Source organism: uncultured Rummeliibacillus sp. (assembly GCF_934216135.1).
GTDB lineage: Bacteria > Bacillota > Bacilli > Bacillales_A > Planococcaceae > Rummeliibacillus.
In genome coordinates this window covers 1-24,008 of record NZ_CAKQBI010000001.1, presented here as the reverse complement: position 1 = coordinate 24,008, position 24,008 = coordinate 1, and the positions used below count along the sequence as shown (strand labels likewise).

General features: G+C 34.2%; 25 protein-coding genes. 8 read left to right on the top strand and 17 right to left on the bottom strand.

What is annotated here, in order from left to right:
* Window positions 1-21: 21 nt before the first annotated feature.
* The 3 genes from coaD to Q0977_RS00115 are packed head-to-tail and all read right to left on the bottom strand — an operon-like array spanning window position 22 to window position 2,538.
* Entirely contained in the window at window positions 22-507 is a 486-nt protein-coding gene (gene coaD / locus Q0977_RS00125; RefSeq protein WP_119414186.1) for a pantetheine-phosphate adenylyltransferase, read from the bottom strand.
* A complete protein-coding gene (gene rsmD / locus Q0977_RS00120; RefSeq protein WP_119414185.1) occupies window positions 500-1,075 on the bottom strand; it encodes a 16S rRNA (guanine(966)-N(2))-methyltransferase RsmD in 576 nt (191 codons plus the stop codon). Before rsmD ends, coaD begins: the two co-directional genes overlap by 8 nt.
* Before the next feature lie 41 nt (window positions 1,076-1,116).
* A complete protein-coding gene (locus Q0977_RS00115; protein WP_124218555.1) occupies window positions 1,117-2,538 on the bottom strand; it encodes a hypothetical protein in 1,422 nt (473 codons plus the stop codon).
* Window positions 2,539-2,592: 54 nt separating this feature from the next.
* On the opposite strand from Q0977_RS00115, the gene Q0977_RS00110 reads away from it, so the two are divergent.
* Window positions 2,593-2,982: a methylthioribose kinase gene (locus Q0977_RS00110; protein ID WP_119414183.1), complete on the top strand. Its 390-nt coding sequence runs from the start codon at window positions 2,593-2,595 to the stop codon at window positions 2,980-2,982.
* 82 nt (window positions 2,983-3,064) lie between these two features.
* On the opposite strand, the gene Q0977_RS00105 is transcribed toward Q0977_RS00110, so the two are convergent.
* A complete protein-coding gene (locus Q0977_RS00105; RefSeq protein ID WP_119414182.1) occupies window positions 3,065-3,337 on the bottom strand; it encodes a YlbG family protein in 273 nt (90 codons plus the stop codon).
* Between the two features lie 130 nt (window positions 3,338-3,467).
* Between Q0977_RS00105 and Q0977_RS00100 the strand changes: the two genes are divergently transcribed.
* Window positions 3,468-4,367, top strand: a complete 900-nt coding sequence (locus Q0977_RS00100; protein WP_119414181.1) for a glycerophosphodiester phosphodiesterase — start codon at window positions 3,468-3,470, stop codon at window positions 4,365-4,367.
* Between the two features lie 80 nt (window positions 4,368-4,447).
* On the opposite strand, the gene Q0977_RS00095 is transcribed toward Q0977_RS00100, so the two are convergent.
* Together Q0977_RS00095 and Q0977_RS00090 are read right to left on the bottom strand one after the other, a co-directional pair.
* Entirely contained in the window at window positions 4,448-4,897 is a 450-nt protein-coding gene (locus tag Q0977_RS00095; protein WP_119414180.1) for a YlbF family regulator, read from the bottom strand.
* Window positions 4,898-4,969: 72 nt separating this feature from the next.
* Window positions 4,970-6,433 (bottom strand): UDP-N-acetylmuramoyl-L-alanyl-D-glutamate--2,6-diaminopimelate ligase, encoded by a 1,464-nt coding sequence (locus Q0977_RS00090; protein ID WP_158582301.1) that lies wholly within the window; start codon window positions 6,431-6,433, stop codon window positions 4,970-4,972.
* 114 nt (window positions 6,434-6,547) lie between these two features.
* On the opposite strand from Q0977_RS00090, the gene Q0977_RS00085 reads away from it, so the two are divergent.
* Window positions 6,548-7,288 carry an aspartate kinase gene (locus Q0977_RS00085; protein ID WP_119414178.1) on the top strand — a complete coding sequence of 247 codons (741 nt, stop codon included), beginning with the start codon at window positions 6,548-6,550 and terminating at the stop codon, window positions 7,286-7,288.
* Here Q0977_RS00085 and Q0977_RS00080 read toward each other — a convergent pair.
* Window positions 7,285-8,349, bottom strand: coding sequence for a CAP-associated domain-containing protein (locus Q0977_RS00080; RefSeq protein ID WP_119414177.1), 1,065 nt, complete (start codon window positions 8,347-8,349; stop codon window positions 7,285-7,287). The two genes, Q0977_RS00085 and Q0977_RS00080, sit on opposite strands and share 4 nt — an antisense overlap.
* A 144-nt stretch (window positions 8,350-8,493) precedes the next feature.
* Here Q0977_RS00080 and Q0977_RS00075 point away from each other — a divergent pair, with 144 nt between their 5' ends.
* Window positions 8,494-8,853, top strand: coding sequence for a YugN family protein (locus tag Q0977_RS00075; RefSeq protein ID WP_119414176.1), 360 nt, complete (start codon window positions 8,494-8,496; stop codon window positions 8,851-8,853).
* 177 nt (window positions 8,854-9,030) lie between these two features.
* Window positions 9,031-10,086 (top strand): sporulation integral membrane protein YtvI, encoded by a 1,056-nt coding sequence (ytvI, locus tag Q0977_RS00070; RefSeq protein ID WP_119414175.1) that lies wholly within the window; start codon window positions 9,031-9,033, stop codon window positions 10,084-10,086.
* Window positions 10,087-10,115: 29 nt separating this feature from the next.
* Here ytvI and Q0977_RS00065 read toward each other — a convergent pair whose 3' ends face one another.
* The 7 genes from Q0977_RS00065 to cyoE form a co-directional block, all read right to left on the bottom strand.
* Window positions 10,116-10,580 carry a DUF420 domain-containing protein gene (locus tag Q0977_RS00065; RefSeq protein WP_199670632.1) on the bottom strand — a complete coding sequence of 155 codons (465 nt, stop codon included), beginning with the start codon at window positions 10,578-10,580 and terminating at the stop codon, window positions 10,116-10,118.
* A gap of 32 nt (window positions 10,581-10,612) precedes the next feature.
* Complete coding sequence (ctaG, locus tag Q0977_RS00060) at window positions 10,613-11,533, bottom strand: cytochrome c oxidase assembly factor CtaG (protein ID WP_124218557.1); 921 nt, start codon at window positions 11,531-11,533, stop codon at window positions 10,613-10,615.
* Window positions 11,534-11,759: 226 nt separating this feature from the next.
* Entirely contained in the window at window positions 11,760-12,092 is a 333-nt protein-coding gene (locus Q0977_RS00055; RefSeq protein WP_119414757.1) for a cytochrome C oxidase subunit IV family protein, read from the bottom strand.
* The gene (locus Q0977_RS00050; protein ID WP_119414756.1) at window positions 12,092-12,718 is read right to left on the bottom strand and encodes a cytochrome (ubi)quinol oxidase subunit III; all 627 of its coding nucleotides are present in this window, start codon (window positions 12,716-12,718) and stop codon (window positions 12,092-12,094) included. The genes Q0977_RS00055 and Q0977_RS00050 overlap by 1 nt, the downstream gene beginning before the upstream one ends.
* Entirely contained in the window at window positions 12,718-14,589 is a 1,872-nt protein-coding gene (ctaD, locus tag Q0977_RS00045; RefSeq protein ID WP_124218675.1) for a cytochrome c oxidase subunit I, read from the bottom strand. Before ctaD ends, Q0977_RS00050 begins: the two co-directional genes overlap by 1 nt.
* Before the next feature lie 40 nt (window positions 14,590-14,629).
* Window positions 14,630-15,715: a cytochrome c oxidase subunit II gene (gene coxB, locus Q0977_RS00040; protein ID WP_299509368.1), complete on the bottom strand. Its 1,086-nt coding sequence runs from the start codon at window positions 15,713-15,715 to the stop codon at window positions 14,630-14,632.
* A gap of 95 nt (window positions 15,716-15,810) precedes the next feature.
* Window positions 15,811-16,728 (bottom strand): heme o synthase, encoded by a 918-nt coding sequence (gene cyoE / locus Q0977_RS00035; RefSeq protein WP_299509366.1) that lies wholly within the window; start codon window positions 16,726-16,728, stop codon window positions 15,811-15,813.
* Between the two features lie 325 nt (window positions 16,729-17,053).
* On the opposite strand from cyoE, the gene Q0977_RS00030 reads away from it, so the two are divergent.
* Window positions 17,054-17,974 carry a heme A synthase gene (locus Q0977_RS00030; protein WP_119414752.1) on the top strand — a complete coding sequence of 307 codons (921 nt, stop codon included), beginning with the start codon at window positions 17,054-17,056 and terminating at the stop codon, window positions 17,972-17,974.
* Window positions 17,975-18,015: 41 nt separating this feature from the next.
* Here Q0977_RS00030 and pyc read toward each other — a convergent pair whose 3' ends face one another.
* The 3 genes from pyc to Q0977_RS00015 form a co-directional block, all read right to left on the bottom strand.
* Window positions 18,016-21,447 carry a pyruvate carboxylase gene (gene pyc, locus Q0977_RS00025; RefSeq protein ID WP_299509362.1) on the bottom strand — a complete coding sequence of 1,144 codons (3,432 nt, stop codon included), beginning with the start codon at window positions 21,445-21,447 and terminating at the stop codon, window positions 18,016-18,018.
* Between the two features lie 12 nt (window positions 21,448-21,459).
* Window positions 21,460-22,629 carry an FtsW/RodA/SpoVE family cell cycle protein gene (locus tag Q0977_RS00020; RefSeq protein WP_299509360.1) on the bottom strand — a complete coding sequence of 390 codons (1,170 nt, stop codon included), beginning with the start codon at window positions 22,627-22,629 and terminating at the stop codon, window positions 21,460-21,462.
* Window positions 22,630-22,691: 62 nt separating this feature from the next.
* Window positions 22,692-22,973 (bottom strand): YlaN family protein, encoded by a 282-nt coding sequence (locus Q0977_RS00015; protein ID WP_119414749.1) that lies wholly within the window; start codon window positions 22,971-22,973, stop codon window positions 22,692-22,694.
* 176 nt (window positions 22,974-23,149) lie between these two features.
* Here Q0977_RS00015 and Q0977_RS00010 point away from each other — a divergent pair, with 176 nt between their 5' ends.
* Both Q0977_RS00010 and Q0977_RS00005 read left to right on the top strand, forming a co-directional pair.
* Window positions 23,150-23,650, top strand: coding sequence for a peptidyl-prolyl cis-trans isomerase (locus Q0977_RS00010; RefSeq protein WP_119414748.1), 501 nt, complete (start codon window positions 23,150-23,152; stop codon window positions 23,648-23,650).
* 12 nt (window positions 23,651-23,662) lie between these two features.
* Window positions 23,663-23,866 (top strand): YlaI family protein, encoded by a 204-nt coding sequence (locus tag Q0977_RS00005; protein ID WP_119414747.1) that lies wholly within the window; start codon window positions 23,663-23,665, stop codon window positions 23,864-23,866.
* The last annotated feature ends 142 nt before the right edge of the window (window positions 23,867-24,008 follow it).

Here is a 24,008-nt window from a genome sequence, read left to right as displayed (position 1 = left end):
TAACCTTTTTATATATTGAGATTATTTTTGTTTGAATTTTTCTTTTAAGGCTTTTTCCACTATTTCAGGTACTAAACCATGTATATCTCCGCCATATTGTGAAACTTCTTTTACAATACTAGAACTTAAAAAAGAATACTTGTTTTTAGTCATGATAAAGAAAGTTTCAATATGTTCATCTAAAAATCGATTCATAGAGGTTATTTGCATTTCATATTCAAAATCCGATACTGCTCTTAAACCACGTACAACAGCATTTGCATTTTTGGATTTTGCATAATTAATCAATAATCCTGAAGAAGATTCAACTTTAACATTTGGCAAAGTATCCGTAACCTTTTCAATCAGATCAATTCGTTCATTGACATCAAACAGTGGCTTTTTACTTGAATTATTCATCACAGCAACATATACAGTATCAAAAATATCAGCAGCTCGTTTAATAATATCCAAATGTCCATTCGTTATTGGATCAAAACTACCTGGTACTACAGCGATTTTATTCAACACAATCTCCTTCTTCCTCGTCTAAACGATAGAATGAAATAATGGTACCACCATATTTTTCTTCACGAAACTTGTGGAAATTTATAAAAGCATCTGGCAAGTCAGTTTCAGTATCATGTTCACAAACAATGGTACCTTCTTTTGAAATTACTCCGTTTGAAACAATGTCTTCAACCATTTCATAATATTGATGTTTTTTATAAGGTGGATCTAAGAATATTAAATCTGCTTGTACTTCTCTTTTAATCAATAATTTTAAAGCACGTGTTGCATCGTTACGGTAAACTTCCGTACATTCTTCATAACGACATTTTGAAATATTTTCTTTTAAGTTATGGAATGCCCGACCATCTTTTTCGATGAAAATAGCCTTTTCCATACCTCTACTTAAAGCTTCGATCCCTAGACCACCACTTCCAGCAAATAAATCCAGTGCTACTCCACCCTCGAAAAAAGGGCCAAGTATATTAAATAAGGATTCCTTCACTTTATCTGTAGTAGGTCGTGTCGTCATACCACTTACAGCTTTTAATGGCATACCTTTTCGTTCACCAGCAATTACTCTCATTGTTTATCAAACCTTTATGTTTCTAATATTTGCGTATTCTATTATTCGTGGTCACTTGTTTTTATATCTATACGTTTATCTGACTTTTCAACGTTTACTAGGAATAATCGTACTAGCCATGCTTCTTCTATATAATATTCATTTCCATACTTTTCAATTGGTTGAGAGATAATATCATATCGATGATTGTTGTAAACATAAAATGGCTCATCCATAGGGAATCTAAAGGAACGACTATTACTTGTAATATAGAAGCCATGTGTGCCAACTTTTGAAGCATATCCTAATTTTTTTAGGATTGGCTTAATAGAATATAAAATACGTCCATCTTTAAATATAACTTGCACGTTATTTTGTTGCAATTCATTTATATAAACCGGACGTTTATCTTCAAATAACAATGGTGCTATATTATTACCATTCGTTGCATTCATATTAAAGAATGAAGTTTTTAAATGTAGAGTTTTAGATAAAAGGTTATCCAATCTTGTTGTCGTTACTTCTTTACCTTCCATCTCTTCTAATCCTTTTTTCCATTCTGTCGTTTGGTTTTGATTCATATAATCCTTTAACACATTTGTCATTTTTTGTGCTTTAGTAGAGCCCAAAGTACGGTTTGTTAAGAAAGATGCAACAATTGCTGGAGCCCATGATGGACTTGTATTAAATTTATATTTTTGATTAATCTGAGATATAATCACTTTTTGTTCTAATGTTTTTTCATTGATTTCAGAAGTAAATAAAATTCTTCCTGCAGAGTGTCTCTTTTTCTCAGTTTCAATAATGTCTACATGTTCAAATTTTTCTAATTCTAAACCATTCAATGATTTAGTTAAATCACTTGGAATATCATTTTTCCCATAAAGTGTCATTTGATCGTTCGTAAATACTTTTTTCATTTTACTTTTTCGCCAATATAAAGAAGTTACAGGACCATTTCCACTAAACATTGCATATTGAACTAAAGACAATTTTTTGCTAGCCACTTCTGGTAACCCCGTGATCCATTGTCCATTTGAATGTGTTTGATCTGTAATATGTATTGTTGTATGAACTGGTGTCCCATTTTCTATCTTTAAGAAAATATCTCGCAGAATTTGTCCAGATTTAATCCCTGTTTTTGAGATAGGAATAATATAAGATAATGTCTGTTCTTCCTTTTTCCCTTTTTGCAAACCAGTAATGGTTTTATTTAACCGATTACAGTTATTTTTGTCATTTTTAGAGCAAGACTTTTTAATACTTTTGGTAGGCCATATAAATCTCATACTGTCTTCTGGTAAAGAATTAAGATGATGATTAACAATTAGTTTTCCTTTTCGATATACAACATCTATGTCTTGATCGTAATGAAATGCCTTATCTTGTTCTGATAATTGATCCGAATAGACGTGGTATTGAAAAGTCAACATAATACCATTTATAAATAACAGGATCGAAAATAAACTGGCTGCAAATTTCATGTGCTAATCCCCCAAATCGTGATACTATGTGTAAAGAAAGGACGTGTATGATAAATGATTCAACAATTTATAGAACTAGGAGAGGGTTATGGTGATGTATATGAATTATGCGAGCTTATGAAAACAAATAAGCATCGTATTCATCATACATTTGTTTTTACATCTACTATTGGTGATAAAAAAGTAGCATCAATAGCCGTTGCATTAAACCCAGTTGGAGAAAGTAAATTTTCGCCAATCTATATTTGTCGAGAAGGGATTCCTTATTCAACAGAAAAGCCTTCTAAACGATTAGAACTATTTGAGGAGACAGTAAAAGAACTTGATCAATTACTCATCACATTAGATGTCAAACATTCCTCAGTTTATGTTGAAAAAGAGCTATATTATCAATACTTAATTGGAATATTACGCCTTTATCACTATATCCCATCACTGCACTAATTACTCATTTATATAGTGATTTCACATTTCCACTAGATATAATTAACTATCTTTTTTTATATCGACGGGGAGTGTTAATCCTTTAGAGACCTGTTTTATAATCATATTCTTTTGCTTTATCTGGTTTAGCATTTTCAAACACGGTCTTAACAAATGGACGATAAGACGGTAAGACTTCTCGAACGTAAGGGAGACGAGTCAATTTAGCTATTGTACTTTCAACATCTTCTTGATTGCAATATAAAACGACGTATTTAAGTCTTCTTGAAATATAATGTACATGGCCATAACGGCGTAATGATTTTGCCTGTTTTAAATGATGTACATATACGATTAAGCCTTGTCGATCTTTCATATGGATTCCCTCTTTTCTTATTTTAAAGAATAACACAGCAGTGAAATTAGGCGCAACCAAGTTTAGCTGACAGGATACATTGTTATCCGTTATAATAAGAGCATAAGTCTGCATTCAGAGGAGGACTAATATGGGAAAGAAAACGAAAGTGGCAATCGCAATTGCTGCTGCGAGTGCTGCAGCTTGGGCAGGATCAAAAGCCCTTTCCAAACCACAAAAACGAGAAAGTAAAATTGCGCTAAGCTATGAACATCCTGTAATTTTAGCTCATCGTGGTGGTTCACAATTAGCACCAGAACATACTATGGCTGCATTTCGAAAAGCTGCTGAATTAGGTGTAGACGGATTTGAAATTGATATTCGTCTAACAAAAGATGAAGAAATTGTTGTTTTTCATGATGATTATGTTGATCGTACTTGTGATGGAACTGGACGCGTGGCTGACTTAACTTTAGAAGAATTACAGAAGTTTAACTTTGGATATAATTTTGTCGATTTAGATGGGTATCTCTCATATCGTGATGAATTTGAATCTATTGTCACATTACGTGATTTACTAACTGAGTTCCCAGATATGTTTGTTAATATTGATATGAAAGATGCGCCCGATACATATGAAGGTGGTCTAATGCCTTCTAAACTATGGCGTTTAATCGAAGAACTAGATGCTACGAATCGTGTTGTTGTAACAAGCTTTTACGATGAACAAATTGATCGTTTTAATCTATATGCTCAAAATAAGGTAGCACTAGGTGCGGGACAAGCTGAAATAAGAAAAGCTTATACCTCATTTACGAGTCAATTTGGTCATTTGTATCACCCAAAAGTAGATGTTTTCCAAATACCAGAAAAGTATGGTGTATTTGCTTTAAACAATCAAAGTTTTATCCAATTTTTAAGTGACTTAAATATTCCAGTCCATTTTTGGACCATAAATGATTTATTGTCTATGAAAAAGTTAATCAATCTTGGTGCAAGAGGGATTGTTACAGACCGACCAGATTTAGCTGTTAAAGTGGTTAATGTATAATCAATTTAATAGATTAAAGTCTATTAAAAAGAGGTTTCTACTAACTAATGTAGAAACCTCTTTTAGCTTATTCTTTTAACTTATGCTGAGCATGAACAGCTACCACCTGAACCACATCCACCACTACTACAAGAGGATTCAGATTGGAAAAATGGATTACTTACTGGCACTTTAATCGAGTCAGAAACAGTTTTGCCGATTAAAAGTCCGATTTCATCCAACAAATCTTGGTAATCATTTTCTGCTAGTCTAAGAGCAGAAATTTTATCATTAACATCTAATTCACGTTTTTTTGCGCGAACTGATTTCATAATTGTTTGATAGTCTGGGTGATACTTTCCAAAACGTTGGACATCTTCATACTGATCCTTCATCCGTTGAAAATCATTAATTTTACGAACAAGTTCTTCATCAGAATATACCGCTAAATGCGCCTTTTGAAGATTCGCAAATTGTTCGGAGGAACGGATCATTGTATTAAGGTCTTGCACTTCTTCCAGAATCATAACCCATTCAGAAGTCATCATCATCGGTATTTCCCCCAATCTACTCATATCATAACAGATTTATGGCTTTTTTGTATGATTAGAGGATTGAAAGAATTAGTTATTTTCACTATTCATATTTGATATAATTTCTTCAACTACTTTTTCATCCGAAAAAGGAAGTATTTCGCCTGCAATTATTTGCCCCTCTTCATGTCCTTTACCAGCTATAACTACTACATCTCCTTGATTACAATCGTAAATAGCTTGCTGAATAGCATTTTTACGATTATGCTCTATCCTAAAGGGCTTAGTATGAATCCCTTTTGCAATAGCATTTATAATTGCACTGGCTGATTCACTTCTTGGGTTATCATCAGTAAGCCAAATCATATCAGCATACTGATCCGCTACTACCCCCATATCAAATCTTTTTCCTTGGTCTCGGTCTCCCCCACACCCAAAAACTACCACTAATCGATTTAACGTTTGTGGTCTTAATGCTTTTAATAATGCTTCTAATGCACTTGGCGTATGAGCATAATCTATAAAAATTCGAATACCTAATGGATTAGGTATTTCCTGCATTCTTCCTGTTGGCAGAGTCAATTTACTAGTATGTTGTGCTATTTCTTGTAAAGAAAATCCTAATTCCGTAATCGCTGCAATAGCTGCTAGTATATTATATTGCAAATATTCACCTTGAAAAGGAGTAATAATATCAGTTGGTATATCATTATTTTGGATTAACAACTTTGTACCCTTTTCACAATTCTGTCCGTGAATAATACTGCAATCAGCTAAATTATTTTTTCCAAAGCTTTTTACATTAGGATATTCCAAAAGTAATTGTTTACAGAAAGGATCATCAATATTTACAATAATTTGTTCAGAGAATAAGCATAACCTCTTTTTCGCCGCCAAATAATATTTTTCTCCACCATGTTCTTCGTAATGATCCCTACTAACATTTAAATATACGCCAATATTAATATTACAATCATCAAGACGATGTTCAGATAATGCAAGTGATGAAGCTTCCATCACGACATGTGTTACCCCTTGACTAACACAATAAGCAAAAATCCTATACAATTCTGTAGCTAAAGGTGTTGTTAAAGGTTCTAGCATAATATTTTGCTTCTTCCCATTTATAAACAGGCCAACTGTTCCTATTACAGCTACTTTCACATTCAATGATTGAAGTAATTGCCCGATTAAATGTGTTACTGTTGTTTTACCGTTAGTACCTGTCACAGCTACAATTGTCAACTTTTCATCAAAAGCTCCATATATCTTTTTACTCGCATATGATAAAAAAGTTGAACAATTTGGCACCCAGACAACTGGAATTTGTAGGTTGACTTTTGCTTCGTATCTATTATGTACGATAGCTGCAGCACCATTTTGTATAGCTAAATCTTTAAAATCCCATCCATCATATTTTTTCCCTTTGCGTGCAACAAATAGATCTCCCGGTTTAACATCACTAGCTCTATCTGTTATTCCTTTAATTTCAGAACGTATTGAACCACATTCTAATTCACACGGCCATTCTTTTAATAATTCTGCCAATATCAACGATGTTCCTCCTGCACCTTTTAGTTGAGAATGAATACATTACTATAACCCCTCCACCACTTATATCGTATGAAGAATATACAGAATATGTCACGAGGAGATAGGAGTCACAAAATGATTATTCAAAAATTTGGCGGAATTGCTATGCAATCTAAAGCTTCTCGTAAGCATTGCCTTCTCCATATTAAAAGAGCTCTAAGAGAACATGGAAAAACAGTTGTTGTTGTCTCTGCAATGGGTAGAGATGGCGATGCTTACGCAACTGATACTTTATTGGATATAACAGATGCATTAAGTACTTCTCCAAAGGCAAAGGATTTAGTTGCTGCATGCGGAGAGCTAATTTCTGCTGCAGTACTTTCATCAGAACTAAAGCAAGATGGAATAGATAATCTATTGCTTTATGGAGCTCCACTAGGAATAATAACTACCAATAATTTCGGAGATGCTGAAATTATTGATATTCACAAGGAAACACTCTTATCCGCCCTAGAACATCATGATTGTTTGGTTATTCCTGGATTTCAAGGTATTACAGAAGAAGGATACATTGCCACTCTTGGTAGAGGTGGTAGTGATTTAACCGCCGCTGTTTTAGGGGCCACTTTGCCTAATGCAACAATAGAGTATTATAAGGACGTTCCAGGTGTAATGACTGGAGATCCTAATTATGAAGATGATGTTGAACTTATTAGAGCAATACCTTATTCCAAGTTTTTATCATTATTGAATAATGTCCATCCTTTAATACAAAAAAAAGCAGCTGAAATGGCTCAACAACACCAACTCAAGCTGCATATACGGAATATTTTTAATCTAGAATCCGGTACATTTGTATTTCCAGATGATGATTAATGACTATCTGATTCACTACGTTTGATAAAAACTTGTGTAAAATGTTTACCAAAGGCACCTGTACCGATTTGATTGAAATGCTTATTCAATAGGGTGTCTCGATGTTTCTCGGAATTTAAGAGTCCATTTATAGCTTCTGGCGCATCTAAATAATCCTCTGTTACATTTTCTCCAGCAGAATCAAATTGAATCTCCGCAATTTTTAGTCGATCTTTAAACGCATCACTTGCCTGTTCTTCTTTTGAAAGATTATTGACTGCAAGTTTCTCACTATGCGCCATAGCCAGCTCATTTAAATCTTCCGCAGAAGTCAACTCTGGTAGACCTTTTTGAACTCGATAAACATTGGTTAACTCAAATAATTGTTTACGGTTTTCTTGATCAATTTCTACTTGCTTATACGAAGAAGGAACGGATGGGGTGATCAAATCTCCCACATAAGTCATATCATATGGGTGTTGTTTAACAAGAGTTTCACCATCAATATACCGAACAGCTTCTAACGTTTTATCAATCGCATCAAAATACAATTGTGCATATAAACCATCATACATGATTAAAATACGTGACTGTAAATCCGCTTCGTTCAATATAAAGGTATAAATATTTTGTTTGATTTTTACACTAACTTCCGTATCTGTAATGGTATTTCGATATAATTCATCAATCCCCTGACCTATTTTAAAAGGAGATGCATCCGCTTCAGAACCTGTAATATATACTTGTTTTACCTTATTATTTTCAACCCCAATAAGTAAATAATTACTTGGCGATTTTTGATATACCCACCAATCAAAGTCATAAGCAGATGGACTTTTTCGATCAGGAGTTCCCAATGTTTTTTTCAGTTTTTTGGTTGAAAGACCGACTAAAGTAGATAATCCTTTATTTGGTCTTTCTACTACCGAATTATTTAAATCAGGAGCAACTTTCTGAGGAATTACTTTCCCATTAGAATTAGGTGCTTTCAGTGGTGCATTTTCTTTAACTGGTTGATTTATATAGAAGAAAGCAATCAATATTCCCGCTAATATAATTAAAACCCTCAATAAGACTTTCACATCAATCTCTCTCCTATTTTTTAATAATGTTATTATACCAATTACATAAACGGATTCACAATGTTGTCATTGCAACCGGTCCCATTTTGCTCTATTATAAAATGGAACGTATTTGTACGAAAGTGTCGAAGGAGGAAAATTAGAATGTATTTTGAAAATACTGGACTTGAAAACAAAGTTGCGCACATTACTTTACTTGATGAACTAATGGGCAATAATGGCTTAATTCGTGCTACTGGATGGGATTACGAACGTATTACATGGGATAGAAGATTCGACGTAGCTGAAGGTACTTACTACTTAAGAGTATTTGGTTATACAAAAGATGGCGATAATGGATCAAATGATGCTAATATTACACTTTTAAAACCTGTTCTTGGTAAACATTATTACCCACATGGCGTTGAATATGGAGAAGATGAAATCTATCCTGCTCAACTCGTGAAAAATTGCCAAAACATTTTAGACTCCATCTCAAAAGAACTAGATCAATTCAATAAATAGGATTCATGCACTTATCTTTTTAGCTATACAAAGTTTACAGAAACTTTGTATAGCTTTTTTATTTCTTCTCTAATTATGCATCCACTATTTGGGCGAATGCTGAAAAAATATTTCAATTAGCATGATTTTCAGAAATCTCCTCATACTATCATTGTCAAATATATATGGGTGATTAGGATGAGTTTACATCGTATTTTTTCAAAATCTTGGCGTTGGCTTATTTTTATAATCTGTTTAGTATTTTCTCTTTTTTATGCAAAACCAATACTTATAGCCTTTCTTACTGCACTTTGTTTTAATCCACTAATTATTAGGTATGAAAAAAAGTGGAACAAAACACGTCGCTTTATTGTACCAGTCTTTTTCTCAATCTTTAGTATAGTTGTACTTTTCTTCTGCTATTTACTATACTTAATCGTACTGCATAAGTTTAGTGATTTTTCACATTGGATACCACATCTTTTAGAAACAATTAATGAAAGATGGATTTATTTCCAAGCAAAGTTAGCTAATATTACACATGATTTACCACGTCCTATAATTATTTCTATCCAACAATGGATTGAAGATATGTTGAACAGCCTGCAAAAAATTGCAACGACATATTTTCAAGCTAATTATTTACTCAATTTATTTCAAAAGTTTCCCTCAGCTATTTTTAAAATGTTCATTTATTTCTTGGCTTTATATTATGCTATGTTGGAAATTCCCAAAATCACGAAATCTTTAAGTCGATGGTTACATATAGAAAAGAACCCTTCTGTAACGGTGTTCCTCCAACATTTTAAAAAAGGAACCCTGGAATTTCTTAAAGCACAATTAATCGTGAGTGTTATTATTTTTTCTGTTACATTATGTACTTTATTATGGATTACACCCCGATATGCATTACCAATGGCTATAGTTATTTGGTTTGTAGATTTGCTACCTATTTTAGGAGCGATGATGGTCCTAATTCCTTGGGCAATCATCAGTTGGATGAGCGGACAAAACTTTGAAGGAACAATTCTATTTATATTAGCTATCGTTGTTATTGTTCTGCGGCAAATATTAGAAACTAAAGTTACGAGTAATCATCTAGGACTTCCACCTCTTACTACACTCATTTGCATGTACGTGGGATTTGAAATGTTCGGCATTATTGGATTTTTCATAGGCCCATTTGTTGCGATTCTAATCGTTGTTATTGGGCAATTTAGGAAAAGTTGGACTGCATTTAAAAGAAAAAACTAATTCCATTTAATGGAATTAGTTTTTTCTCATTAATGATTATTCAAAATTGCTTTAATAACAGAAGTTGTTGGTCCACCACTATAAAAAACGTAAAGTAATAAGTAAACAGCTACGCCGGTAATCGCTACAAAGAACCAAATTATACTAGTAATTGGCGCTATTTTACGATGACGCTCTAGTTTATTTGTAAAGCCTGCTATTAAAGTAACAATCCCGAACACTGCACCTGAAGTGGCTAACATTATATGAAATACCAAGAAAATTGTATAGTATATTTTCAAATGATCAGGGCCACCAAAAGCTGTATTTCCGATAAATACTGTTCTTGAAAGATAGATGATAAAGAAAAGTAAAGCTGACACAGCAGCAGCAATCATTGTCTTTTTATGTGCTTCTTTTTTTCTTTGTTTAATAAGTATCCAACCAATCGCGATAAGTATCGCGCTTAGAACTATAAAGGAAGTACTTATTGTAGGTAAAATAGGTACACTCATAATTTTACTCCTAACACTGTAATTTTGTTCAATCAATGAAATTGATTTTGAGATAATCTTTGTCTTTCTTTTAATGCTTCTTCAGTCATTTTATCAGCATTCTTTTGATCATTTTTATACCACACCATGAATACTCGTCCTAAAATAACCGCAAAAATTATTTCTTGAATAATTTTCATTATTACACCACCAAGTTGTTGATCTTCAAGTGGTGTCATGTTCGTAAATAATTCTGGACCTGATAGAGTCAATCCTTGCAATGTGTTACTTGGAACGCAAAGGGCCATCGCTTTCATCCACGTTTCTCCATCTGTATATGTTGCATAAAAGGCAGTAGGCGAAAAGATAATTAGTGCACAAGAAGGTGTAATAAGTATCGCATTCGCAATAATATAAAAGAACTTATTTATATCTTTCATAGCTGGTTCGCCTTCTACTGTATTTAGCAATGGCCAATACATGAACAAAGCAGACATAAATAGAACGAATGTATAAATACCATGTGCGGTTTCATCTAACTTAATGTAATCTAAGACAACCGGTAAATGATAAACCGAAAACATAAACACAAAAAAGAAAACTGCAAAAATTGGCTTCGTCATAAAATGAAATACTGGCTTCACATATGGTAAGTTAATAACTACCTTCCATAACCAATTTGGAATGCCAATAATAAAGAAAATCGGAATAAACAATAATAAAAAAGCCATTTGAACCATATGCATTGTGAACATAATATGTGACATTAAATCAATAGGGGATCCTATAATGACGTATAGCATAATCATTGCAAAAACAAATGATATAGCTTCTCCCTTTTTAAGTGGTTCACTATATTTAAAGTCATTTCTCCATTTAGTCGTGATTAAAAAATATAATACCGTAAAGAACACCAGCACACCTATTAATGCTGGGCTCCACATAGCACGAAACCCGAAAATACTTAATGGCATTGTAATTCTCTCCTTATTTACAATCAATACCTACATTATATAGAGGTTCTCACAAAACTACAATGAACGAATCATGACATTTGGTTTTAACCGTTATTAGAGCAAAATTTTACTTACAAGTTGACTTTAAATTTGTTCGATATACGAGAAAAAGTCCTTTTAAATAATATAAAAAAACCGAGCCTATTAAGAAATAGACTCGGTTTTGAAAGTATTTACTTTTGCATTAAATCCAAATGATTGTTACAAATGCAAGTAACATTGTGAATGCAACTAACACTGCTGAATACATAAAGAATTGAATTATTCCAGTGCCTTTTTCACTTAAATGCATGAAGTAATACAATTGAAGGCCTACTTGAACACCAGCGAATAATAAAATCACTGGTACAACTAGATAAACTGAAAATCCAGCTTGAACTGCTGCGAATGCGATAAAAGTCAAGAAAATCATAACTGCAAAAACAGTTACTTGATTACGCATCGCTTGACCAGCTTTACGACGAGAATATTTATATTCTGCATCGTTTCTAGCTTCTACGTGTACGTCATGTGACATTATTTTATCACTCCCATCAAGTAAACTACAGTGAAGATGAATACCCAAACAACGTCGATAAAGTGCCAGTATAATGACGCAATAAAGAATTTAGGCGCATTATAAAGATTTAAACCACGTTTAGCATTTCTCAACATCAATAAAATTATCCATCCAAGACCAATAACTACGTGCAATCCATGTGTACCTACTAAAGTATAGAAAGAAGATCCAAATGCACTTTGAGTAAAAGTAAATCCTAAATGCACATAATGTGTAAATTCATAGATTTCAAATCCTAAGAATCCAAGACCTAAAATTACTGTAATTGCTAACCAAGCTTGCATTGCTTTAAAATTATAATTTTTCATGTGGTACATAGCGTACACACTTGTTAATGAAGAAGTTAACAGTAACATTGTCATAATGAATGCAAGTGGTAACTCAAATAAGCTTTGAGTAGAGAACTCCATGCCACTTGGCCCTTTGTTTTTAAGAGCTAAGAATGTTGCAAACAAAGTAGCAAATAGAACTGTTTCACCGCCAAGGAAGATCCAGAAACCAAGAACTTTATTTTTACCTTCTACAGTTGATTGCTCTGGATGTTCCGGCCATGATTGAGGGGTGAATTTAGTTTTTAAATCCATTATTTGTTACCCCCTTTTTCGTTCATTAATTCTTCTTTAGAAATATGATAACCTAGATCATCTTTAAGTGAACGTACAGCCATTGAACCAAAAGTAATTACTAGACCAATGATTAATACTGCAAGTGACCATGGTTTATCAGTATCTTGATTGTAAAGTGCACCAAAGCCTGAGATAAATAGACCGATTACCATTACGAATGGAATGAAAGAATTGTTAGGCATATGAATGTCTGTAACAGGTTCTGCATATGACATTCCTTCTTTGTTTCCTTCCATTTTTTCGATCCAATAAGTATCTAAGCCACGTACAAGTGGAGTTTGTCTAAAGTTATAGAATGGTACTGGTTGTTCAATTGCCCATTCAAGAGTACGTCCATCACCCCATGGGTCACGACCACATGGTTTGTTTTTAATTGTTGTGATAATAACATTGATCACTAACAAGATAACACCGATTGCCATTAAGAAGGCACCAACTGTTGAAATAAGGTTATACGTATCCAAACCTTGGTTTGGTAAGTAAGTGAATACACGACGAGGCATACCCATTAAACCTAAGAAATGTTGTACGAAGAACGTACAATGGAAACCAATAAAGAAGAATACAAATGTAATTTTCCCTAGTGTTTCATTTAACATTCTATTAAACATAATTGGCCAATAGAAGTGAGTAGCAGCAAGTAATGCTAACACGATACCACCAACAATAACATAGTGGAAGTGAGCTACGATAAAGTATGAGTCATGTAATTGGTAGTCAAGAGGAGCTGCTGCTTGCATAACCCCAGTAACACCACCAGCTACAAATGATGGAATAAAACCAAGTGCATAAAGCATTGGTGTAGTTACTTTAATTGAACCGCCCCAAATTGTACATAACCAGTTGAATACTTTCATACCAGTTGGAACAGCAATCGCCATTGTTGCAACAGCGAAGATAGCATTTGCAGTTGCACCTAGACCTACAGTGAACATATGGTGAGCCCATACCATGAAGCCAAGGAAACCGATTAAGATTGTCGCAAATACCATTGAAGAATAACCGAATAAACGTTTACGAGCAAATGTTGGGATAATTTCTGAGAAAATACCGAACGCAGGAAGTACTAAAATATATACTTCTGGGTGTCCGAAGATCCAGAATAAATGTTCCCAAATAATTGTATTACCACCCATAGTATGGTCAAAGAAGTTTGAACCAAACATACGGTCAAAGATCATAAAGAATAATCCCACTGTTAGTGGAGGGAATGCGAATAAGATTAATGCACTTGAAACGAATGTTGTCCAAGTCATTAAAGGCATACGCATAAATGTCATACCAGGAGCACGCATATTAATAATTGTAACAATGAAGTTAATACCTGAAATTAATGTACCTGCACCTGAGATTTGTAAACCGATAGCATAAAAATCAATACCATGTCCTGGTGATGCTAGAGATAGAGATGCATATGAAGTCCAGCCAGCATCAGGAGCTCCACCTAGTAACCATGAAAGGTTTAAGAAAACTCCTCCCCAGAAGAATAACCAAAAACCAAGTGAATTTAAGAATGGGAATGCAACGTCACGTGCACCAATTTGTAATGGTACAACAGCATTCATAAACGCAAATAACAATGGCATAGCAGCAAGGAAAATCATTGTAGTACCATGCATTGTAATAATTTCATTAAAGAGTCCCGCACTTACAAAATCGTTGTTTGGTTTTGCAAGTTGGATACGAATGAGCATTGCTTCGATACCACCGATTACGAAGAACAATGTACCGGCAATAAGGTATAGAATGGCGATTTTTTTATGGTCTACTGTTGTTAAGTAGTCCCAAATTGTTGCGCCAAAGCCCTTTTTCTTTGCAGTTGAGCTCAAAACCTTAACCTCCTTCAAAATGATTCAAATAAATTTTACATTATTTTTCTACAGACAAGCCCATTAAGTAAGCTGCTAAAGCATCAAGCTCTTGATCTGTGAATTTTTTACCGTTATTAATTTTTTCAGGTTGAGGCATAGTATTACCTGGTTTAACGGCTTGTGGATCATTAATCCATTTTTTAATATTTTCTTTGTTATGATCTAACACACCTGCAACACGATTACGATCACCAAATGTAGCAAGGTTTGGTGCTAATCCAGTACCTTTACCTACACCAGATGTAGCGTGACAAGATACACAGCTAGTTTTAAAGATTTCTTCACCTTGTTTTTCAAGGTCACCTGTTGCAACTTGTTTATCAGAAGCTTTCATTTCTTTGACCCAATTATCAAAGTCAGCTCTGCTTAAAGTTTTAACTTTAAAGTCCATTAATGCGTGTGAAGGACCACAAAGTTCAGCACATTTACCGTAGAATACACCGTCTTCAAGATCTTTTGATTCTTTATCAAATGTTAAATAGAACTTATTTACATTATCAACGTTTGTATCCATTTTACCACCAATAGCAGGAATCCAGAATGAGTGCTTTACATCTCCTGCAGTTAGGTTGAAGTAAACTTTTTCACCTGTTGGTACTACTAATTCTTGTGATGTAACAATTCCTTCATTTTTATATTCGAATTGCCACCAATATAATTTAGCAGTTACGTTAATCGTAACAGGTTTGTTTTGTCCATCAGCCACTTTTGCATCCATCGCTTTTGTATCAGCAAGTTTATAAGTAAGAGCGACTGTTGGTACAGCTAAAATTAAAAGTAAAATAATCGGAATAGCTGTCCATAGAATTTCTAGCTTAGTACTACCCTCTACTTGCTTAGGAATTACGTCTTCCCCAACTCTTTTACGACGGAATTTCACAAGTGCAAGTACATAGATAATTACTACAACTAAAATAACTAGCGTCATAATTGCTGTAGCTAATAGCATTAAATTATGTTGTTCTTTTGCAACTTCACCAGCTGGAGATAAAGTAGATAAATAATTTTTACCACAACCAGAAAGGAAAACAATAAGTGCTGTTAGCATTGCAAATAGACGCCATTTTTTAAGCCCTTTCATCATAGCTTAATTAAACCCCTCTTTCTTTGTTGTATTTCATGTGTAACCAGGACTGTGGTTGTTTTATATGAATTCTTTAAAAAGAAAGAATCCCAAAATTAGCTTAAGACAGAAAAAATAATCATAGAAACAAATAAAATGGTCATATAGTTCAAAGAATATACGAACATTTTGTTAGCCCATTTTAAATCGTCTTTAGCTTTAAAACCTTTCAATGCAAGTACGAGCCAACCTAGGTTCAATACAGTTGCAAGGATGATATATCCTATTCCTAACTTCATTAATAGAAAAGGAAGTGGACACAATAGCGTTACCCAAAAAAACATAGACTTTTTTGTTCTGTTGAACCCTTTTACTACTGGTAACATTGGGATACCAGCTTTACGATACTCTTCTGTTCGCTTCATAGCAAGCGCATAAAAATGCGGAGGCTGCCAAGCAAACATAATACAGAATAGCGCGAAGGTTTCTACCCTTAGTGAAGGTTCAACAGCAGCCCAGCCTATTATTGGTGGAATAGCGCCGGATATACTTCCCACAATTGTGTTACTAACATGTTTTCTCTTTGACCACATTGAATATAAGACTACATAGCTTATAATTCCCGCAAGTCCCCATACACCGGCAGCATATGATGCCATAAATAACAAAATTTCGCCCACAAATAAAAGGAAAAGGGCAACTGTCATCACAAATCGAGGCGAAAATCTACCGGTAACTGTTGGTCTTGACTTTGTACGCTTCATTACAGGATCGATATCTTGGTCTATATAATTGTTCATCGCTCCAGAACCAGCAATTATAAATGCAGAACCTATTAGAGCATAAACCATTATATCTAAATCTTGCAAAAAGTGCCTGTTAGTAAATTGAAATGCTAACCAAAGTCCTGTAAAAGTGGTTACTAAATTTGAATTAACAATTCCAATCTTAATAAGTGCTAGGAAATCCTTCAAAAAGGAGCTTGCTTTTGGCTCACTATTTCTACTTGTAGATAGTACCCGACTATTAGACATTATACCCCTCCTTTCAAAATGATAAGCATAATCTGTTAACCTTACTATAACTAAAAAAGGTGATTATTTCTAGACGAAATATGAAATTTTATATCTATGACTATAGGGAACCGTTAGCTCTAACACAATATATATATAGTAAATCATTTTATCTATTGATATTGTGAAGGTTATAATACGAAATTATGAACAATTTGTGAAATAGCAATTCCGTATGATTGTCAATACTTTTTACAAGTTGTATTTTCCCTCCATTTTCGATATCATCAAAACTGCAGGTATCACAAAAAGTGATTACTATATTCAAAGTAGGTGTCAATTAAATATGCAACAAAGTAAATACATGAAATGGTTTGCTGTTGCTGCGACAATTGGAATGATGCTCATATTATTGGGAGGGGCACTCGTTACAAAAACCGACAGCGGTATGGGCTGTGGTAGAAACTGGCCAGATTGCAACGGTTCCTTAATACCAAAACACATTACTAAAGAAGTTTTAATAGAATTTTCCCATCGTGCTGTGACAGGCTCTGTATCTATTTTTATCTTGGTCTTATCCGTTTGGTCCTGGAGAAAGCTTGGGTCTGTTCGTGAAGTAAAATTTCTTTCCTTTATGGCAGTATTCTTTTTAATCGCTCAAGCTTTAATAGGAGCTGCGCAAGTTTTATGGGGACAAGGCGACTTCATTTTGGCATTACATTTTGGTATTTCTCTTATTTCATTTGCAGCAGTATTTTTATTAACTCTTATTATTTTCGAAGTCGATCAGAAATTTAATGTAAACAATGTACATATTGGTAGTACATTAAAATGGCATACAATCGGTGTCACGATTTACTCTTATCTAGTAGTATATACTGGGGCACTAGTAAGGCATACAAACTCAAGCTTAATCTGTCGTGACTGGCCATTTTGTCGAAATGATGACATAGGATTACCTGAAAATTTTTATGAATGGGTACAAATGGGGCATAGATTTGCTGCCGGACTAATATTTGTATGGATATTAGTCATTACAATCCATGTTCTTAAACATTATAAAGACCAAAAAGTCCTTTATTGGGGATGGATTCTAGCATTTATCATTGTTTGTCTTCAAGTTATAGCAGGTATGGGTGTTGTTCTATCACGCCTTAATATTATTGTTGCATTATTACACACGCTATTCATATCATTATTATTCGGTCTTTTGTGTTACATGATTATGCTTATTTCTAGAAGCAATCAAAACTTAAATAATAAATAAAAAATCCCCCAAATTTCGGGGGATTTTTTCATTGTAAATACTTATTCCATTTCGATTAGTAAGTCTCCTGTTGAAATAGAATCTCCTGCTTGGACGAATATTTGTTTAATAACACCATCTTTAGGTGCTTGCACAGTTGTTTCCATTTTCATCGCTTCAGTAATTAGTAAATGTTCACCACGTTTAACAGGACTTCCAGGTGAAACAACTACTTTTAATACAGTACCAGGCATTGTTGCACCGATTTGGTCAGCGTTTGATGGATCCGCTTTTGGCTTACGTTCCCCCGCCACTTCAACTGTCATATCTTGAATGACAATTTCACGAGGTTGTCCATTTAGTTCAAAATAAAGGACACGAGTACCATCATGTTGTGGTTCGCCAATGGATACTAATTTTATAATCAGTGTTTTTCCTTTTTCAATTTCAACTTCAATTTCTTCTCCAAGTTTCAGCCCATAAAGGAATGTTAATGTATCTAGAACCGAAACATTATCGAACTTTTTCACTGTTTCCATGTATTCTTCAAATACTTTTGGATACAAAGAATAAGCCAATACTTCATGACTTGTAATCGGTCTATTATATTTGTTAAATAATTTATCACGAATTTCTTTAAAATCGACTGGCTCTAATAATTCACCTGGTCTAACAGTTATTGGTTCACGATCTTTCAATACTACCTTTTGTAATTCTTTTGGGAATCCGCCATATGGCTGGCCTAAATAACCTTGGAAAAATTCTATAACAGAATCTGGGAAATCTATTGTTTTCCCTCGAGCTAAAACAGATTTTTCATCTAAATCATTTTGCACCATAAATAACGCCATATCACCAACTACTTTTGATGAAGGTGTTACTTTAACAATATCTCCAAATAATAGATTTACGCGGGAATACATTTTTTTAACCTCTTCCCAACGATCTCCTAGGCCAACACCTTTTGCTTGTTGTTGTAAATTACTATATTGACCACCCGGCATCTCATGAACATAGATTTCAGAATGAGGGCTAATCATACCACTTTCAAAGTCTTTATAATATTTACGAACATCTTCCCAATAATAAGATAGTTTTTCAATACCCTCTATATTCGCACGAGCTTGACGTTTACTACCTTTCATGGCATAATACAAACTATTTGAGCTTGGTTGAGATGTTAACCCTGCCATAGAACCTAAAGCAGTATCTACGATATCTACACCTGCTTCTGCTGCTTTTGCATATAAGTAAATACCATTTCCACTTGTATCATGTGAATGTAAATGAATTGGTAAATCAGTAGATTCTTTTAATTCTGAAATTAAACGGTAGGCAGCTTCAGGTTTTAATAATCCAGCCATATCTTTGATAGCAAGAATATGGGCTCCAGCAGCCTCTAATTCTTTCGCCATTTGTTTGTAGTAGTTTACAGTGTATTTTGCTCTACCATCATCTAGAATATCCCCTGTGTAGCAAATAGCAGCTTCTGCAATCTTCCCAGCATTTCTTGTAGCGTCTATGGCTACTTCCATACCTTTGATCCAGTTTAAACTGTCGAAAATTCTAAAGATATCAATACCAGCTTCTGCTGATTTTTGGATAAACTCTTTGATTAGATTATCTGGATAGTTTTTATATCCAACTGCATTTGCCCCACGTAATAACATTTGGAACAATACATTTGGTATTTGTTCGCGTAATTTGATCAAACGTTCCCAAGGATCTTCTTTTAAGAATCGATATGCAACATCAAAAGTTGCCCCTCCCCACATTTCAAGGGAGAAATAATTATTCATAATCCTTGCTGTTTCGTCTGCAATTTCATGCATATCGTATGAGCGAACACGTGTAGCAAGAAGGGATTGATGCGCATCTCGCATAGTCGTATCTGTTAACAATAAATCATCTTGTTGTCGAATCCATTTAACTAATCCCTCTGGGCCTTGTTCATCTAAAATTTGTTTTGTACCAGAAGGAATGATAATTGAATGATCAACTTCTGGTTTATGAGGTTTTGGATAAATAGGTTTTTGTTTTTTTTCGATTCCAGGGAAACCATTTATCGTTACATTACCGATATAGCTAAGTAACTTTGTACCACGGTCACGCGCAGGTCTAAATAAAAACAACTCTGGTGTTGAATCTATGAAACTAGTATTAAATTTACCATCTATAAACTTAGGGTGTCTTACAACATTCTCCAAAAATGGGATATTCGTTTTGATACCACGAATACGGAACTCTTGTAAATTTCGATCCATTTTAGCCGCTGCTTCTTTAAATGTATTTCCCCAAGTAGAAACTTTTACTAATAATGAATCATAATGTGGAGATATAACAGCTCCTTGGAAACCATTACCCGCATCCAAACGAACACCAAAACCACCGCTTGAACGATATACCATTAGTTTTCCTGTATCAGGCATAAAATTATTTTGCGGATCTTCAGTTGTAACACGTGATTGAATAGCATACCCAAACAATGGGATTTTGGATTGTTCAGGAATACTAATTACATCTCCATGTAATGTATGACCAGCTGCAATATTAATTTGAGCATGGACAATGTCTATTCCTGTCACCATTTCTGTAATCGTATGTTCTACTTGAACACGCGGATTTACTTCGATGAAATAGAAATTATTATCTGATACTAGAAACTCGACCGTACCTGCATTAATATATCCAACGTTTTTCATCAGTTGCACAGCTGCATCACAAATTCTTTCTCGTAAATCTTGAGAAATTGAATTTGACGGGGCAATTTCAACTACTTTTTGATGTCGTCTTTGAATAGAGCAATCTCTTTCATATAGATGAACTAAATTCCCCTCTTTATCCCCTAGTATCTGAACTTCGATATGCTTCGGATTCAGAATACATTTTTCAACATAAACTTCATCAGATCCAAATGCTGCCTTTGCCTCTGATTTTGCACGTTCATATGCTTCTTTTGCATCCTCTGCATTATGTACTACGCGCATACCACGACCACCACCGCCGAGGGCCGCTTTAATCATCAATGGATATTGATGTTCCTCTCCAAAAGATAATACTTCCTCAAGAGATTCGACTGGACCATCTGTACCAGGGATTACTGGTATTCCAGCTGCGACAGCTTGTTCTCTTGCCTTTACTTTATCCCCAAACATATCTAAGTGCTTTGAAGTTGGGCCGATAAAAATAATCCCCTCTTCTTCACAACGTTTTGCAAACTCTAAATTTTCAGATAAAAAACCGTAGCCAGGGTGTATTGCATCAACACCTGACTCTTTAGCTATTTTCAAAATCCCTTCTATGTCGAGATAAGCATCAATTGGTTTCTTGCCATCCCCAACAAGATAAGCTTCATCTGCTTTATAACGGTGAAAAGAACCGCTATCTTCTCTTGAATAAATCGCCACTGTGTGAATGTTCATTTCTGTACAAGCACGGAAAACGCGAATAGCTATTTCTCCACGATTAGCTACTAGAATTTTTTTAATTGGCATAAAGTTTCCCCCTTAGGATTGCTGATTATCTTTTTTTACAATCATGGAGACATTTGCTAATATCCCCATAGCTAAAGATAACAAAATTATTGAAGTTCCGCCATAGCTAATAAACGGAAGTGGTACACCTGTTAAAGGAATAAGTCCACTTAGTCCCCCAACATTTATGAATGTTTGAATTCCAATCCAACTACCAATACCTGCCGCAATCATTCGAGCTAATGGATCTTTTGCTTTAATAGCTAATCGCATCGCTTTATAGACTATAAAGCCTAGACCAAATAAAACAATCGCAATGCCAAACGTTCCTAATTCTTCAGAAATGATTGCAAGGATAAAGTCTGTTTGCGGTTCAGGTAAATATCCCATTTTTTGTATAGATTGTCCAAGTCCTAAACCTTTTACCCCACCAGATCCAATAGCATAATAGCCGTTTACCATTTGATAGCCATATTCATTTGCATCTTTAAATGGGTCTAAGTACGCTTTCAATCGGCCTACCCGGCGTTCTGTAAAGAATGAGTCTCTGAAAATAAATAGTGCAATTAGGCCTGCTGTTGCTAATCCTATTAAACAACCAACAATTTTACCAAATGTAGAGAATTTCATACCACTAGCAGCCATAACTGATAGTACAATAATTGTAATCAAACCGATTGCACCTAAATCAGGCTCTAAAGATATGAAGAAAACAGCTATACCAAAAACAAATAAAGGGGGTACAATCGATTCATTAATAATATCTATTTTCCCTAATTCTTTCTTTTTTGTGAAAAATGCTGCAAAGTATAAGATCATTCCCAATTTAGTAAGTTCTGATGGCTGTATATTGACGACACCAAGGTCAATCCAACTTTTTGCACCGGAATTACCAGGGCTAAAACCAACTACAAATACTGCAAATAATAAGAAAAGCATACCTGCAATGATTAACTTCATCATTCCATTCTCTCGATATCTCTTATAAGGGATGATTAATCCAATTAAAAATGCAAATATAGCAATAAATAAATTCATCATTTGTTTTTTATAAAAATGATCTGGTGAATAATGTAATGTATTTACTGCCCAAAACATACTTGCACTATAAATCATGACCAGCCCAAACAGACATAATAATATATATGTAAAAAATAGTGGGTAGTCAAAATACTTCGCATATTTTTTTAAATAGGTTTTCATGATTTTACCTCGTTTATTATTTAGCAAAAAAACCCAAACAACTTTGTGTTTGAGTTTTTCGCTTATTTCTCTGTGAAAGCATCATGTAATGCAGACACTTCTTTTTCCAGTGAATCGAGAATATCTCTTCCCTTTTCACGTTCAAGCAAACCTAGTTTAACCGCAAAATCAATTTCACGAGATAAACCAAACATTTGCGTATCTAAAACTTCTTCATACAAGGGGCACTGTGGCATTGTAAGATGTTCCATTTGCACCCTTATTAATTTAGCTATTTTATCCGCATCGGCAATTAGGAGTTCCAATGCTTTCTCCTGATACGAACTTTGTGATTTTGTATCCATGAGGACGCCCCCATTACCTGATATTTCTGCAACTCTATCTTAATAAAGTTTAGCTTTTGCAAAGAAAAAATGCAAGTATCACATATGAATTAAATAGTAATAATATTATTTATTTCTATCTAATTGTAAAAAGCGTTATACTAAGAAAGGAATGCATATCGGAGGAGGAAGAAAGTATGGAATCCATCATTCAAATTAAAGGTGCAGTAAACTTTCCAATAACATTAGATTGTACAGTTTGGATTTTTGATGACCGCAAACTGGATTTAGAAACATATTTTATCGAAAAAACAACAGATGTTGACCCAGACGAAGAATATATCGAAAAAGCTGGTAAATTCTGGTCTCGTGAAATTATGGAAGGCGCTACTTTCCCACCAACATTAAAAACTGAACGAAAATTTGATCGACAAAAAATGATGAAAGGTACATTTGGTATAAAAGTTGAACCTTTCATCAACAATGCTGAACCAAAAGAAAACGCCACTACTGTAGTTTTTGAAAAAGCCGATGGATTGCAAGAACGTTTTAGTATAGATGAAGCTAAAAAACTTATTTTCCAATTTAGTAAAAATGGTCAAATGTTGACTGAAGACGGCCCTGTCTACTTATTATTAGAAGATGGCTCTAACTACGAAAATCCTATAACAGGAATCGTAGGCATGTATATAGAGTAAGGAGGTAATGCTATGCGAGTGAAATGTGTAATCTGTGATGCATTAAACGATATTCCAGATTTCTCACCATTAGCTAAGAAATTACGTAATCGCCCTATCCACACTTATATGTGCCCTAGTTGTCAAGATCGAATTACTGAAAAAACCAATGCACGATTAGCTACAGGTAATTTCCGTTTTATTCGAAGAGCAGTTCAAGAGGAAGAAGAATTTTAGAAACCATGCAGAGCATTTAACACATGCTCTGTTTTTTTAATAAAAACCATCTAAATAGAAATTTAAGGTTCTATACTAATTGTTGGGGTTGTCAAACAATTTAGAGTAAAAAAATACACGTAAGCTCCAAATATCTTATACT